We start from the raw sequence: 15,589 nt of genomic DNA, 5'->3' as shown, positions 1-15,589 counted from the left end.
ATGCTTACGTTGGTCGATAGGTTTAGGTTGTTCCAGCACCCCAAGCCCAGTCACCCCCGACAACTATGAAAATCTCTGACTTGAAGCGCCGTGCCGAGAATGCAGTACTAACGCGACTTCGAATATCGTCGCGCACAGACGCTGCACTACTGCCATTGAAAGTTCCCATTGCCGAGGTGGTTGGAATGACGACATCACCTCCACCATCTGCTTTTTGAACTTTCCTTAGACCAATCTTTTCCAGATCTGCGTATGCGTTTTGATAGTCTTGACTGCTACCGTTTTTCAGATCAAATGTGCAGAAAACGAGATAAGCCATACTGGTCTCCTATGCGATTAGTGTTGCCCAACGTTGGGCTTCAGCGGACGGCAAGAAGCGGAGCTTCTTGACGGTCCGCTGCAAGCAGTTGTTAGGCATTATTTGTAAGTTTGGTGTGCTGAAGCTTCGAGCGTGGGCATTGGGAGCGTTAGATGTGAGGTTCCAAACACGACAAACTTAAATTCCCCGGCCATCTCGGCTTGTTGAATAATGTGTTTGATCTGTTGCACATGATCTGGACCGAACTTCCACGGTTCAAGCGTTAACTCGTAATTTTGACCGACGTTGAGCGTGTACTCCCCCTTCCTGTTCTTGGGCCAAGTGTTAACGGTGCTCGGCAAGAAAAAGTAGAGACAACCTGCATCGGATTCTTTAGCCAAATAGGCGAGAAGTAGATAGCCCGCAGTCACGTGGTGCTCGGGAATCGTGATTTTCGCGCCGTGCTTTGACACTGTTCGGCCTTTGCATTGGACCCGACAGAACTTTACTCCATCTGCAATCTGATCAAAGACGAGGAGGTCAGTACCTAGTCGGTCGTTCTTTGGTTTCGCGACGAGAAGGCCCGAGCGTTGCAAGTGATGCGTAATCAGGTCTTCCGCAATATGAGCGAGGTGCGAAGTGTCGGTCATATGACGCCTAACGTGACGCTTCAGCGGACGGCAAAATGCGCAGCATTTTGACGGTCCGCTGGAAGCAGTTGTTGGGCACAGCGCGAAACCTCACGGCCCTTCATATGACCGCTCCACCCCGAATTTAGCGCAGGCGTCATCCAAGTCCGGACCCGCCTTCGAATCACCTTCGCTCCAAGACAGCTTCGCAAAAAGTAATGCATCGTTGTCAGTGATGACGTCATACATACGTTCCGATCTATTGCTCGACCACACCAGTAAGGCGTTGAGCGCATCTGTACTTGAAGTGTTCTTGCTGAAGAAGCCTTCAACGCTTCTGCTGCTACGTGAAAATTTATAACGTCCGCTTGGCATCGCGAATTTCCTTAGATTGGTTCATCTCTCATGCATTGGAGAACAGTTAGCGCCCAATGTGCAAGCTCAGCCGATGATAAACAGCGCAGCTTTTTGACGGTCCGCTGGAGCAGATAATTGGGAAGTTTGACTTAAATCCTTCGTCATAGAGCGGTGAGGAGATTATCTTGCGTTTCGTTTTCCGTTCTTTGCCTTTTTATCACCAGTCTCAATCCATGCGTAAGCCAACATGCCAACCCAGCCCAAACCGGCAAACCAGTACCCGCCGATTTTCGGGGCGAACAAATTTCCAAGGTAAATGAGAGTCGTCAAGCCGAGCCAAATTCCCAATAGAGCACTCAAGACATCGGCATTGCTCGGCCTGCTTGGTGATCTTGTGAAGTAGATGATCACGGGAAGAAAAAGAAGCGCGATTGCTATTACTGCTTCCATATCAAGTTGCCCAACAGTTCTAGTAGACCGAATCGGCCAATATCGAAATATGCGGAATCGGTCTAGCACCGACGGCGTGTGTGATCTGCACGCGGTTGCCCCCACCGGATCTGTCGCAGATTCGCCGGAAATATATTTCTACCATATCGACATGACCTACTCAAATCACATTCTCGTGGCGCATACCTAACCAACTGATTCTTCGAGAGAATCAATCGTGGAAGCACCCGACAAGGGCGGGTCAATGCCTACCTGCACGGAGGCGAGTGCCGGTACAGTCCGCTGCTTGCCGCGCCTACACACGCTGGCGGAATAGGCCGCCAGGAACCTTGCCACGAATGGAGTAGTGCCGCCCGCGCCCTACCGCACATCCGCCCCACGATCGACGAGCAGTTGCCGCAAGATCGACCGATGACAGCGCGCTTCGTCGGCGCAGTAGCAGCCGATGGAGAGATTGGTGTGATGCGACAGCGCGGCGAGGAGGTCGAGGTCCTTGCTCGCGGCGGGCGCCTTGAGTTCGGCGAGGAACTTGCGAGTGAAGCTCTTCCACGCGCGCTCGTCGGTGGCGCCCTGCCCTTCCTTGAGCAGCGCCTCGCTCGGGGCGAGATTGGGGAACCAGACGTCGTAGATGTCCTTGCGGGCGTAGTCTTCCTTCTTCACGCCGCGCGGCGGCCTGCGCACCGTGCCGATACGCAGGCCTTCGCCCTCTTCCCGCGGACTGCCGAGCCGCACGATGCTGATCGTCATGAGTCCTCCCGCGGGGCGAGTACGTTGGCGCGAATGATCGGGTGTTATTCCATCCAGCTCAAGGCTGCCCGATGCCGTAGCGCTTGAGGCGCGCGGCGATCGCGGTGTGCGAGGTGCCCAGGCGCTTGGCGAGCCGGCGCGTCGAGGGGAATTCCTGGTACAGGCGTTGCAGCAGCCTGCGCTCGAAATCGGCGACGGCAGATTCGAGGGTGTCCACGCCGGCGTCAACCGACGTATCCGGCGAGCCGTGGGACTGCGCGAGCTCCAGGTCGTCGGCGGTGATGATGGTGCGCTCCGCCATGGTCACCGCACGGAAGATGACGTTCTGCAGTTGCCGGATATTGCCCGCCCAGGCGTTGGCGAGCAGCGCAGCGCAGGCGTCCTGGGCGAGCCGCATCGCGGGGCGTGCGGCCTGTGCGCAGGCACGGGCGAGGAAAAGCTGCGCGAGCGGCAGGATGTCGCCCGGGCGCTCGCGCAGCGCCGGCATGTGGAGGTTGAGGACGTTGAGGCGGAAGAGCAGATCCTGGCGGAAGTGGCCGGCGGCGACCATGTCTTCGAGGGGCCGGTGGGTGGCGCTGATGACGCGCACGTTGACCTTCAGTTCGCGATCGCCGCCGACGCGGCGGAAGCTGCCGTCGTTGAGGAAGCGCAGCAGTTTGGCCTGCAGGTAGGGCGACATCTCACCCACCTCGTCGAGGAACACGGTGCCACCGTCTGCGAGCTCAAGCAGGCCCGGCTTGCCGCCGCGCAACGCGCCGGTGAAAGCGCCCGGCGCGTAACCGAACAGTTCGCTCTCGGCGAGGCTCTCCGGCAGGGCTGCGCAGTTGAGGGCGAAGAAGGGCTGGGTGCTGCGGTTGCTGCCGGCATGGCAGGCGTGCGCGAGCAGTTCCTTGCCTGTGCCGGTCTCGCCGGTGATCAGCAGGGGCGCGTCGACCAGCGCCATGCGCGCGGCGCGCTGCTTGAGCTGTTCGATCTCGGGAGAGGTACCGACGATGGTGTCGAAGCCGCCGGCCCCATAGTTCTGCAAGGCGCTCAGTCGTTCGCCCATGCGGCTCGGCGCGTGCAGCGTCAACACCGCGCCTGCGGCCCGGCCGCTGCTCTCGTGCAGCGGGAGGGTTTCGAGCATGAAGGACTCGCCGTTGAGTTCGATCTCGCGCACCGGCAGATGGTAGCCCTCGACGACGAGGCGCTTCGCGAAGTCGGCGTCGCCCAGGAGCTCGCCCATGGACACCCCGAGGACCGTCGCCTCGGTGCGCCCGCTCGCCGTCACCGCCGCGCCGTTGGCGATGACGACCATTCCCATCGCGTCGATCGCGAAAACCGGGTCGGCCTGCGAAGCCAGCAGGGCCTGCAGGTAAAGCCGCCGCTGAACACCGGGGAGCATGTCGACGACCTCGACCGAGCGCACCCCCTGTACACGCCGAAGCCGCGCGAACGCGGACTCGTCGAGGGCCGGCGCCTCGATGTAGATGTGTGGTGGCTCGACTTCGACGCCCGTCACATTCACGTCGCGGCTAGACAGGACGGCGAGAAGTTCCTGGGCGATGCCGACCCGGTCTTCGAAGAAAACGACGATGCGCATGCGAGGTGTCACGAATCCGAAACAGTGTCACGAAAACAATACATCGCATCCAAGGGGTTGTAAATCAACACATAAGGAAATTCTTGGAAGCTGTGCTGCGAGCATTGTGGAACGCAATCGTTACACGGGTAGTTCATAGACCACGACGCGCTCGCTTAAGCCAATGATTCTGCAGCGTTATCCATAGCTGGCATCGACTTTGCTAAAGGGCGCGGGCGCGCCGTTCGCGCTTCGGCCGGGCGGCATCCATTCGCGAGGAGACCCAAAACAATGACTGAAATCATCAACACGCTTAACGGCTACATCTGGAGCCCGGCGCTGATCTATCTGTGCCTGGGCGTCGGCCTGTACTTCTCGATCCGTACCCGCTTCATGCAGGTGCGGGGCTTCAAGGAAATGATCCGCCTGATGTTCGAGAGCAAGAGCTCGGACGCCGGGGTTTCATCCTTCCAGGCCCTGACGATGTCGCTCTCCGGGCGTGTCGGCACCGGCAACATCGCGGGGGTCGCCACCGCGATCACCTTCGGCGGCCCCGGTGCGGTGTTCTGGATGTGGATGGTCGCCTTCCTCGGCGCCTCCACCGCCTATGTCGAATCGACCCTGGGACAGATCTACAAGGAAAAGGATGACAAAGGCCAGTATCGTGGCGGCCCGGCCTACTACATCGAGAAGGCGATGGGGCAGAAGTGGTACGCGTGGATCTTTGCCGTCTCCACGGTGATCGCGACCGGCCTGCTGTTGCCCGGCGTACAGGCAAACAGCATCGCCGCGGGCCTGAACAACGCCTGGGGCATCGACACCGCGGTCAGCGCCGCCTGCATCTCCATCCTGCTGGGCTTCATCATCTTCGGCGGCGTCAAGCGCATCGCGCAATTCGCCGAGATCGTCGTCCCCTTCATGGCGCTCGCCTACATCCTGGTCGCGGTGGTCATCGTCTTCCTTAACATCGACCAGCTGCCCTCGATGATCGCGCTGATCTTCAAGAGCGCCTTCGGCCTCGAAGCCGGCTTCGGCGCGGTGCTCGGCATGGCCGTGCAATGGGGCGTAAAGCGCGGCGTGTATTCGAACGAAGCCGGCCAGGGCACCGGCCCGCACCCGGCGGCCGCGGCCGAAGTTTCGCACCCGGCCAAGCAGGGCTACGTGCAGGCCTTCTCCGTGTATGTCGACACCCTCTTCGTGTGCTCGGCCACCGCCTTCATGCTCCTGTCGACGGGCATGTACAACGTCAAGGCGCCGGACGGCACGATGCTCGTGAATGGGCTGCCGGGCGTCGAGACCGGTCCCGCTTACACGCAGGCCGCCGTCGAAACCGTGATGCCGGGCTTCGGTTCGAGCTTCGTCGCGCTGGCGCTGTTCTTCTTCGCCTTCACGACCATCGTGGCCTACTACTACATGGCCGAAACCAACATCGCCTACATCAACCGCAAGGTGCATCGCCCCTGGCTGTCCTTCGTCCTCAAGCTGGGGATCATCGCGACGGTGACCTACGGCTGCGTCAATGGCGCGGGCGCTGCATGGGACCTCGGCGACGTGGGCGTGGGCCTGATGGCGTGGCTGAACATCGTCGCCATCCTGATCCTGCAGAAACCGGCACTGGTCGCGCTGAAGGATTACGAGACGCAGAAGGCCGCGGGCCTGGATCCGGTGTTCGATCCGGAGAAGCTCGGCATCCGCAATGCGGACCACTGGAAACGCCCCGCCGGCAACGTTGCCGATGTGCGCCGGCCGCACGCGCATCCCGAGGTCCATGCGCCTGCGGGTCTCGAAGTGAGCCCCGCCGCGGCGCGCGACTGAGCGTCCCGCCCTCCCGTTCTCTCAACCCGTCGCAAAAGCGGGTACTTTCCCGGGGCCGCAGTCTGCGGCCCCATTTTTTTGCTACAGCGCCGCAAAGCACACGGGCGCGTGGTTCGGTCGTTGGCCACTCCTTTACCACGTACCCTTGAGCGCCGCGCCGGGCCGAAATTCACCCCCCGACGCTGCCACCCATCGCACGGCGCCCGGCCAGCGGCGGAGCATCGGCAGTTTCCCACCCACCGCCGAGGGCGCGAACCAGTCCGACGGTCGCCTGATAGCGGGCCGAACGCACCTGCAGCGCCTCCCGCCGGTTGCGCAGCTCGCTGCGGCGGGCGTCGAGCAGTTCGAGCTGGCTGACGAGTCCGTTGCGATAGCGCGCGTCCGACAGCACCGTCGCGCGGCTCGCCGCGGTGACCGCGCGCCCCTGCGCCTCGCCCTGCTCGGCGAGGAGGCGCAGGGACGACAACTGGTCCTCGACCTCCTTGAAGGCGACGAGCACCTGTTCGCGGTAGCCTGCAAGCGCGGCATCGAGCTCCGCATTGGCGCTGCGCACACCCGCGTCGCGTCGCCCGCCGTCGAAGATCGGCAGCGACAGCAAGGCGCCGATGCCCCAGGAACGGGCCGACCACTTGAAGAGGTCGCCCAGGTCCGTGGACGCAAAGCCCCCCGAACCGGTCAGCGCGATGTCCGGGAACCACGCCGCCTGCGCGACGCCGACGCGCGCCTGGGTGGCGAGCATCGATTGCCGCGCGGCGTCGATGTCGGGCCGGCGCGTGAGCACCGTGCTCGGGACGCCGGCCGGGATCATCGGGAGCGCGGTATTCCACTCGCCGGCGTCGAGGCCGAACTCGGACGCCGCGTCGCCGACCAGCACCGCGAGCGCGTGTTCGACTTCGGCACGCCGGCGGTCAAGGGCGAGCGCGTCCGATTCGGTCGCGGCCAGTTCGGTGCGCACGCGCGCGACGTCCAGTTCGGCGATATCCCCCGCTTCGAAGCGCCGTTCGGTGAGCGCCAGCGTGTCGCGGTAGGCGCCGACGGTCTCGCGCACCAGCGCGCGTTCGGCGTCGAGGGCGCGCAGCGCGAGATAGCTGCGCGCGACGTCCGCCTGCACGACGAGGCGTGCGTTGCGCAGCAGCGCTTCACGACTGCCGGCGTCGAGCGACGCGGCCTTGCTCGCCTGCGCGAGGCGGCCGAAGAGGTCGAGCTCCCACGAGAAGTTCGCGCCGGCACGCAGCAGGTTGCCGGCGCCACCGCCGGCCGGGGTGATCACCCCGCCCTGCCGCGTCGCGTCGGCGCCGATGCCGATCTGCGGCGCGCGCTGGGCGTCCGCCGCCTGCAGCAGCGCGCGGGACTGCGCCAGCCTTGCCGCGGCGATCTGGATGCTGTTGTTGCGCTCCAGTGCGCGCTCGACCAGCCCATCGAGGACCGGATCGGAGAAGGTCTTCCACCACGCGCCGTCGGCCTGCACCTGGGCCGGAAAGGCGTGGGTCCAGCGGCCGTCGCCTTCCTTGAAGGCCGCGGGGGCGCTGGGCAGCGCGGCAGGGTCGATCGCGGGCGCCGTCGCGCAACCAGCCAGCACGAGGGCGGCGAGGAGCGGTGCGAGCGCGGTGCGCAGCGGTTGAGTGCGCAGATGAGTCAGCAGTGTCATGTTCAACTCCTTATTCATGATGCGCACGCGGCGCAGCCAGGCCCGGCGCGGTTGCGGCGCCGCCGGTGACGGGCGAAGCGGCGAAGGCTTCGAGGTGCGGGATCTCGCCGTGCAGCTTCAGCGCGCGGTTGCCCGCGAGGCGGCGCAGCAGCACGTAGAACACCGGCGTCAGGAAGAGACCGAAGGCCGTCACGCCGATCATCCCGGCGAACACCGCCACCCCCATCGCGCTGCGCATCTCGGCGCCGGCGCCGGTGGAGAGCACCAGCGGCAGCACGCCCATCACGAAAGCCAGCGAGGTCATCAGGATCGGGCGCAGGCGCAGCCGGGCGGCTTCGATCGCCGCCTGGATCGGCGTGCGGCCGGCGAATTCCAGCTCGCGGGCGAACTCGACGATCAGGATCGCGTTCTTCGCCGACAGCCCGACCAGCACGATCAGCCCGATCTGCGTGAAGACGTTGTTGTCCCCGCCCGAAAGCCACACCCCGGTCATCGCCGCGAGGATCCCCATCGGCACGATCAGGATGATCGCGAGCGGCAGCGTCAGGCTTTCGTACTGGGCGGCGAGCACCAGGAACACCAGCAGGATCGCGAGCGGGAAGACCCACGCCGCCGAGTTGCCGGCGAGGATTTCCTGGTAGGTGAGCTCCGTCCATTCGAACGAGATGCCCGGCGGCAGCGTCTCGGCCGCGATGCGCTCGACCGCCGCCTTCGCCTGCCCCGACGAGTAGCCGGGTGCGGGCGCGCCGCTGATGTCGGCGGATAGAAAGCCGTTGTAGCGCATCGCGCGTTCGGGGCCGAAGCTCGACTGGATGTTCATCAGCGACGACAGCGGCACCATCTCGCCCGTCTGCGAACGCACCTTCAGCAGCCCGACGTCCTCGGCACGGGCGCGGAACGGGGCGTCGGCCTGCACGCGCACCGAGTAGGTCCGGCCGAAGCGGTTGAAGTCGTTCACGTACAGGCTGCCGAGGTAGATCTGCATCGTGTCGAACACCTCGGTCACCGGGATGCCCAGCTGGCGCGCGCGGGTGCGGTCGACGTCGGCGAAGAGCTGCGGCACGTTCACCTGGTAGCTGGAGAATAGCCCCGCGAGCTCGGGCGCCTTCGACGCCTTCGCGAGGAAGGCCTTGGTCGCCGCGTCGAGCGCCTCGTAGCCGAGCGATGCACGGTCCTCGAGCTGCAGCTTGAAGCCGCCCGTCGTCCCCAGCCCCTGCACCGGCGGCGGCGGGAACATCACGACGAAGGCGTCCTCGATGCCGGCGAACTTCCGGTTCAGCTCCATCGCGATCGCACCGGCGCTCAGCGCCTCGCCCTTGCGCTGGTCGAAGGGCTCCAACGGCGTGAACACGATCCCCGAGTTCGAGCTGTTGGTGAAGCCGTTGATCGACAGGCCGGGGAAGGCCACCGCGTGCTCGACGCCCGGCTGCTGCAGCGCGATCTCGCCCATGCGGCGGATGACCTCCTCCGTACGGTCGAGCGTAGCGCCGTCGGGCAGCTGCGCGAAGCCGATCAGGTACTGCTTGTCCTGCGCGGGCACGAAGCCGCCGGGCACTGCCTTGAAAAGCCCCGCAGTCAGGCCGATGAGCGCGAGATAGACGGCCATCATCACCGCCCTGCGCCCGATCGCGCCGCGTACCCCGCCGCCGTAGGCTTCCGCGCCGCGGCGGAAGGTCCGGTTGAAGGCGGCGAAGAAGCGGCCGAAGACCTTGTCCATGCCGCGCGTCAGCGCATCCTTGGGCGCGTCGTGCCCCTTCAGCAGCAGCGCGGACAGCGCCGGCGACAGCGTCAGCGAGTTGATCGCCGAGATCACCGTCGACATCGCGATCGTCAGCGCGAACTGCTTGTAAAACTGGCCCGAGAGGCCGGTGATGAACGCGAGCGGGACGAACACGGCGATCAGCACCAGCGCGATCGCGATGATCGGGCCGGAGACTTCGCGCATCGCGCGGTAGGTCGCCTCGCGCGGCGTGAGACCCGCCTCGATGTTGCGTTCGACGTTCTCGACGACGACGATCGCGTCATCCACGACGATGCCGATCGCGAGCACCAGGCCGAAGAGCGAGAGCGCGTTGATCGAGAAGCCGAAGAGGTGCATCACCGCGAAGGTACCGACGATCGACACCGGCACCGCAAGCAGCGGGATGATCGACGCGCGCCAGGTCTGCAGGAACAGGATCACGACCAGCACCACGAGCGCGACCGCTTCGAGCAGCGTCTTCACGACCGCTTCGATCGACGCGCGCACGAACTGGGTGGTGTCGTAGACGATCTCGTACTCGACGCCTTCCGGCATGTGCTGCTTCAACTGCTGCATCGTCTCGCGCACGCGGTCGGAGATCTCGATCGCGTTCGAGCCCGGCGCCTGGAATACCGGAATCGCGACGGCGTCCTTGTTGTCGAGCAGCGAGCGCAGCGCATAGTCGGCGGCCCCCAACTCGATGCGACCGAGATCGCGCAGGCGCGTCACGGCCCCATCCTCGCCCGTGCGCACGATGATGTCGCCGAACTCCTCCTCGCTCTGCAGGCGACCGCGGGCGTTCACCGACAGTTGCAGGTCGACGCCCGGCAGGCCCGGCGACGCACCGATGACGCCGGCCGCGGCCTGCACGTTCTGCTCGCGGATCGCGCGCACGACGTCGCCCGCAGAGAGGCCGCGCGCGGCGACCTTCTGCGGATCCAGCCAGATGCGCATCGAGTAGTCGCCCGAGCCGAAGAGCTGCACCTGGCCGACACCGTCGATGCGCGCGAGGCGGTCCTTGACGTTGAGCAGCGCGTAGTTGCGCAGGTAGGTCATGTCGTAGCGGCCGTTGGGCGACAGCAGGTGCACGACCATCGTCAGGTCGGGCGAGCTCTTGACCGTCGTCACACCGAGCCGGCGCACCTCCTCGGGCAGGCGCGGCTCGGCCTGCGACACGCGGTTCTGCACCAGCTGCTGCGCCTTGTCGGGGTCGGTGCCGAGGCGGAAGGTGACGGTCAGCGTCATCAGGCCGTCGGTCGTGGCCTGGCTGCCCATGTAGAGCATGCCTTCGACGCCGTTGATGGACTCTTCGAGCGGGGTCGCGACCGTCTCGGCGATCACCTTGGGGTTGGCGCCGGGATACTGCGCGCGCACGACGATCGACGGCGGCACGACTTCGGGGTACTCGGACACCGGCAGCACGCGCAGCGCGAGCAGGCCGGCGACGAGCATCAGCAGCGACAGCACACCGGCGAAGATCGGGCGGTCGATGAAAAAGCGGGAAAGATTCATGATGGTGCTCCGGACTACGGATGAATCAGGACTGCGGCGAGCCGGCCGCATCCGCGGCGCGGGCGCTGCGGTCGCTGTGGACCTGCTTGCGGCCGTCCATCGCCACCGACTGCGGCGCGACGAGCGAACCGGGGCGCACCCGCTGCAGGCCATTCACGACGATGCGCTCGCCAGCCTGCAACCCCGCGCTGACGATGCGCAGCCCGTCGGCCGTGCCGCCGAGCGTGACTTCGCGGTACTCCGTCTTGTTGTCGGCATCGACGACCAGCACGAACCTGCGGCTCTGGTCGGTGCCGATCGCGCGCTCGTCGATCAGCACCGCCGGCGCAGCCTTCGGGCGCCCCATCCGCAGCTTCGCGAACTGGCCGGCCATCAGGCTCTCATCGGCGTTGTCGAACACGGCGCGCACGCGCACGGTCCCGCTGCGGGCATCGACCTGGTTGTCGACCAGTTGCAGGTGGCCCGCGTAGGTCCGCTCCGGACTCATCGTCGTCGCCATCTGCACCGGGATGCTTTCGATCCGCCCCGCCTTGCCGTGGGCATCGCGCAACCCCTGCAGCGCACGCGCGACGACCTGCTCGTCGGCATCGAAGCTCGCGTAGATGGGGCTGACGGACACCAGCGTCGTCAGCACCGGCGCAGCGGGGCCGGCCGCGACGAGGTTGCCGACGGTGACGTCGAGCCGTCCGACGCGCCCCGACACCGGCGCCCTCACCTGCGTGTAGCCGAGGTTCAGGCGCGCCGACTGCAGCGCGGCCTGCGCGGCGCGCAGATCGGCATCCGCGGCGCGACGCGCATTGGCCCGTTCCTCGAACTCGCGCTCGGCGATCGCGCGCTGCTCCCACAGGCGATGCGCACGTTCATGTTCGCTCGTCGTGAAGGCGACGCGCGCCTGCGCGGCCGCGACCTGGGCCGCGGCGCGATCCACCTCCGCCGCGTAGGGCGCGGGGTCGATCGTGACCAGCAGGTCACCCGCCTTCACCAGCCCGCCTTCGCGGAAATGCACTGCCTGCACGGTGCCGGCGACGCGCGAGCGGATGTCGACGCGATCGACCGCTTCCAGGCGGCCCGAGAACTCGTCCCACATCGCGACCTCGCGCTGCTCGACGGTTGCGACGGAGACCGGCGTCGCGGCCGGAGCACCCGCACTCGGATTCGCCTCGACCGGTGCCGGGCGCAGGCCGAGGACGCCTGCGGAAATGGCGGTGAGGGCGGTGACGGCCAGGCCGGCGGTCCACAACCGGCGGTGCTTCGATTGGCTCTCTGGGGACATGGCAAACTCCTTTATTGCTTTGTTGATGTGTTCTGAACTGCGGTCGCAGCGTCGGGGAACGCGAGGCATCCTAAAGTCCGTAGTTAAGTACGGAGTCAACCCCTTTTTTCGCGGGGAAAATCGTTCAAGCGAGATCGACGGATTCCCGGCTGCCCGCCCTCGCGAGGAAGGTCGCAAAGCGGGCGCCCACTTCCTCCGTCCACGACCTGTCGGGGCTCGCAGGCTCCTGCAGGACGATCGGCCAACCGGTGGGCGCCGGTAGCACGAACTCGGATACCGGCACGCCGGCCTCCCCCAGCCTGCGCGCATAGGCAAGCGTCTCGTCGCGCAGCGGATCGTCGTCCGCGGTGATCAGCAGCGCCGGGGCGAGACCCGCCAGGCGCATCGCGCGACCGGGTGTTGCATAGGGGTGCTCGGCGGCGGCCGGCTCGCGCAGGTATCCGCACCAGCCCTTCGCCAGGGGGCAAGCGGCCGGCCCCTGATCGCTACGGCGAACCGATGCCGTGCCGAGACAGGGATCGAGCATCGGCGAGAGCAGGATCTGGCCGGCAAGCCGGGGCGCATGACGATCGCGCGCCATCAGTGCCGCGGCGGCGGCGAGATTGCCGCCCGCCTCCTCGCCGGCGACAAACAGCGCTGCCCCCTGCCCCGCGAGCCGGGCGCGCCTGCTCCACGCCCACTGCAGCGCGGCGTAGGCGGCATCGACCGCGGCCGGAAACGGATCGGCCGGTGCCAGCGGGTAATCGACCGACACCACGACCGCCCCCGCATCGGCCAGCAGACGGGCGACGGTCGCGCCGCTGTCGAGCGAACCGGAAACGAAGGCACCGCCGTGGAAATGCACGACCAGCGTGGCCCCGGCACGACGTTTCCCATAGACACGCACGCCCAGCGGGCGCGGGAGGCCGACGTCGATGCTGCAGTCTTCCGTGGCCGGAAGCTGGTTCGGGTTGGCAAGGCAGCAGGATTGCAGAAAGCGGAACATGGTCGTTGGGACCTGCAGTAGGCGCCGACAGCGCTGATGGCCTGAACGATAGTTCCCGCACTTCAATGAATAAATAATCGATTCGTAGCTTCTTTATTTCCTTTCGTGAATAATCGCGCCACAGCAATCGCGGCTGCGCATCTCCTAGCCCAATCTTGGATACATCCGTTCGCCCTGAGCTTGTCGAAGGGCAATGGCGGGGCTTCGACAAGCCTGTCCTGAGCATAGTCGAAGGGCTCAGCCCGAACGGTATTTGGCTGTCGGGTTACAAAGGAGAAGCGGATGGACCAATTCCTGGCACTGCGCGTGTTCGCGCGCGTCGTCGAAGCAGGCACCTTCACGAAGGCGGCCGACTCCCTCGGCATGCCGAAGCCGACCGTGACGAAGCTGATCCAGAGCCTGGAGACGCACCTGCGGGTAAAACTGCTCAACCGCACCACGCGGCGCGTCACGGTCACCGCCGACGGCGCGGCCTACTACGAGCGCACGGCGCGGCTACTGACGGAACTGGAGGAAATCGACGCCAGCCTGTCGAACGCGCAGGCTTCGCCGAAGGGGCGTGTCCGCGTGGACGTCCCCGCGGCGGTCGCCACCCGGATCATCATCCCCGCGCTGCATGGCTTCCACGCCCGCTATACGGATATCCAGATCGACCTCGGCGCGGGCGACCGCCTCGTGAACCTGATCGCGGACAACGTCGACTGCGTGGTGCGCGCCGGCAACCTCGCCGACGAATCGCTGGTAGCGCGACGCATCGCACAGATCGAATACGTCACGTGTGCCGCACCCGCCTACCTCGCCGAGCACGGCATACCCAGGCACCCGTCCGAACTCGGCGGGTCGCACCACGTCGTCGGCTATTTTTCGGCGGGCACCGGCCGGATCTCGCCCTTCGAATTCGAACGCAAGGGCGAGCGCATCGAGCTGCCGGGCCGGTACGCCCTAGCGGTCAACGACAGCAACGCCTACCTCGCGGCAGCCCTCGCGGGACTGGGGATCGTGCAGCTGCCCCGCTTCATGCTCGATCGACAACTGATCGAGGGGGAACTGGTACCGGTACTGGAGGACTGGACCTCACCGGGTTTCCCGATCTACGTCGTCTATCCCCCGAACCGTCATCTGAGCGCGAAGATCCGGGTCTTCGTCGACTGGGTCGCCGAACTTTTCGCGTCCTTCAATACCGAGGGGCGGCGCTGACTTCCGTCGGCGCCGCCCCTCGGGAACAGGGCTGCAGCAGGGGGCAGGCGAGCCCGCGTCAGCGCATCCGCAACGGCCGACGCGCACGCGGCGCACGGGATTGGGTGCAATCCCCGTCGTCGCAACGCCCCGCCTGAACGGGGTGCGCGAAGCTGGCGCGCGTCTTCATGATGATGCGCCGCGCGTTGGCCTCGATATCCGCTCGCGTGTCCGCCGCGCCGAAACCTGCTGTTGGCTGCGCTGCTGCGTGTAGCGACAACTCCATGGCCATCCTCCTTTGAAGTCGATCTTCTGCGAATGCTTTAATGGCTTGACTGCAGGCGCACTGTACCGACGACCATGGATGGAAATAAATACGCCAGAAGCGGCCACTTTATTTCCCTGCGTGAATAATAACGCCACCGCCACATTGCTTACCATCGTGGCAGCGGCATGGAGCGCCGCATAACCATGACTATCTCATGGTTATATAAATGCAATCAAGGTATTCCTTTGTCACGCGACGGCTTCGCATTCGAGCTCCGCAGGAGCGCGCTCGAGGTCGCCACAAAGGTGCGGAAGATAGTTGCAGGACGCGGCCTTCAGGCCGCGTCCATACGCCTTGCCGGCGTTCTCAGGCGTCGGCTGCCGCGCGACGCCGCCGGATCGTCACGCCGACGCTGTCGGCAGCATCGAAGATTGCCGGCTTGCTGACGCTGATCGCGACCGACGACAACTCGAAACCGGCGAACAACGCATCGGCGACGTTCTGCGCGAAGGCTTCGAGCAGCACGGCGCGATTGACCTGCGCGAGCCGGCGCACAGCCGCGAGCACCTGGCCATAATCGACCGCGTCGCGCAGGTCGTCGCTGGCGCAGCAACGCGCGTGCCGCAGACCCAGTTCGAGGTCGATCACGAGCGGTTGCGGTGCATGGCGTTCGTGTTCGTATACCCCGATCAGGGCCTCGACGCGGACGCCGCGCAGGAAGATGGTGTCCTCGCACGGCGCCGCGACCGTCGCAGGCCCGACCGGAACGGCCAGGCCCGGCAGGGCCCGCACCGACGCGGGCGCTTCGATGCGGTCGAGCTTCATCGCCCTTACCTCGCCTCCGCCGCGAGCTCGCGCTCAGCACCGCGACTGGCGGGACGGGCCACCTCCGCCGGCACCACAAACACCCCGAACTCCTCGGCCGCATCGAGGATCCAGCTGTACAGGTAATCCGCGAAGCTGCGGCGGATCACCAGTTCCCAACGCTCCTCATCGACGCGGCGGATCACCGCCGAGCTCTTCGCAAACACGCTCGACACCCCCTTGCCCACCGGGAAGGCGCGCGGATGCACGTCGTAGGGCGTGCACTTCATCAAGAGCTCGCGCACCTTGGGGCCGGTCAGCTCCA

14 protein-coding genes are annotated in these 15,589 nt (G+C 65.5%); 2 read left to right on the top strand and 12 right to left on the bottom strand.

All coding sequences use genetic code 11. From position 1 onward, the window contains the following. Positions 1-22 precede the first annotated feature (22 nt). The 6 genes from GO615_RS20465 to GO615_RS20440 all read right to left on the bottom strand — a co-directional run bounded on the left by GO615_RS20465 (position 23) and on the right by GO615_RS20440 (position 4,063). Positions 23-319, bottom strand: a complete 297-nt coding sequence (locus tag GO615_RS20465; protein WP_169131485.1) for a hypothetical protein — start codon at positions 317-319, stop codon at positions 23-25. Positions 320-417: 98 nt separating this feature from the next. After that, on the bottom strand, positions 418-948 hold the full coding sequence (locus GO615_RS20460) for a PDDEXK-like family protein (protein WP_169131483.1): 531 nt from the start codon (positions 946-948) through the stop codon (positions 418-420). 90 nt (positions 949-1,038) lie between these two features. Continuing rightward, entirely contained in the window at positions 1,039-1,302 is a 264-nt protein-coding gene (locus tag GO615_RS20455; RefSeq protein WP_169131481.1) for a hypothetical protein, read from the bottom strand. Positions 1,303-1,464: 162 nt separating this feature from the next. Next, entirely contained in the window at positions 1,465-1,734 is a 270-nt protein-coding gene (locus GO615_RS20450; RefSeq protein WP_169131479.1) for a hypothetical protein, read from the bottom strand. Between the two features lie 360 nt (positions 1,735-2,094). After that, complete coding sequence (locus GO615_RS20445; protein ID WP_169131477.1) at positions 2,095-2,481, bottom strand: DUF488 domain-containing protein; 387 nt, start codon at positions 2,479-2,481, stop codon at positions 2,095-2,097. Between the two features lie 58 nt (positions 2,482-2,539). Beyond that, entirely contained in the window at positions 2,540-4,063 is a 1,524-nt protein-coding gene (locus GO615_RS20440; RefSeq protein ID WP_169131475.1) for a sigma-54-dependent transcriptional regulator, read from the bottom strand. Between the two features lie 270 nt (positions 4,064-4,333). On the opposite strand from GO615_RS20440, the gene GO615_RS20435 reads away from it, so the two are divergent. Then, positions 4,334-5,857, top strand: a complete 1,524-nt coding sequence (locus GO615_RS20435) for an alanine/glycine:cation symporter family protein (protein WP_169131473.1) — start codon at positions 4,334-4,336, stop codon at positions 5,855-5,857. Positions 5,858-6,026: 169 nt separating this feature from the next. On the opposite strand, the gene GO615_RS20430 is transcribed toward GO615_RS20435, so the two are convergent. The 4 genes from GO615_RS20430 to GO615_RS20415 form a co-directional block, all read right to left on the bottom strand. Then, positions 6,027-7,505, bottom strand: coding sequence for an efflux transporter outer membrane subunit (locus tag GO615_RS20430; protein ID WP_169131471.1), 1,479 nt, complete (start codon positions 7,503-7,505; stop codon positions 6,027-6,029). Positions 7,506-7,515: 10 nt separating this feature from the next. Next, positions 7,516-10,758 (bottom strand): efflux RND transporter permease subunit, encoded by a 3,243-nt coding sequence (locus tag GO615_RS20425; protein ID WP_169131468.1) that lies wholly within the window; start codon positions 10,756-10,758, stop codon positions 7,516-7,518. 25 nt (positions 10,759-10,783) lie between these two features. Next, entirely contained in the window at positions 10,784-12,031 is a 1,248-nt protein-coding gene (locus GO615_RS20420) for an efflux RND transporter periplasmic adaptor subunit (protein WP_169131466.1), read from the bottom strand. 124 nt (positions 12,032-12,155) lie between these two features. After that, complete coding sequence (locus tag GO615_RS20415; protein ID WP_169131464.1) at positions 12,156-13,016, bottom strand: alpha/beta hydrolase fold domain-containing protein; 861 nt, start codon at positions 13,014-13,016, stop codon at positions 12,156-12,158. Positions 13,017-13,298: 282 nt separating this feature from the next. On the opposite strand from GO615_RS20415, the gene GO615_RS20410 reads away from it, so the two are divergent. Beyond that, positions 13,299-14,213 (top strand): LysR family transcriptional regulator, encoded by a 915-nt coding sequence (locus GO615_RS20410; RefSeq protein ID WP_169131462.1) that lies wholly within the window; start codon positions 13,299-13,301, stop codon positions 14,211-14,213. A gap of 613 nt (positions 14,214-14,826) precedes the next feature. Here GO615_RS20410 and folB read toward each other — a convergent pair. Further along, on the bottom strand, positions 14,827-15,285 hold the full coding sequence (folB, locus tag GO615_RS20405) for a dihydroneopterin aldolase (RefSeq protein ID WP_169131460.1): 459 nt from the start codon (positions 15,283-15,285) through the stop codon (positions 14,827-14,829). A 5-nt stretch (positions 15,286-15,290) separates the two neighbouring features. Continuing rightward, the coding region (locus tag GO615_RS20400; protein WP_246262388.1) for a sarcosine oxidase subunit gamma at positions 15,291-15,589 on the bottom strand (299 nt) is incomplete at its 5' end.

Source organism: Aromatoleum evansii, assembly GCF_012910805.1.
GTDB classification, from domain to species: Bacteria; Pseudomonadota; Gammaproteobacteria; order Burkholderiales; family Rhodocyclaceae; genus Aromatoleum; species Aromatoleum evansii.
This window is presented reverse-complemented; position numbering and strand designations above follow the sequence as displayed.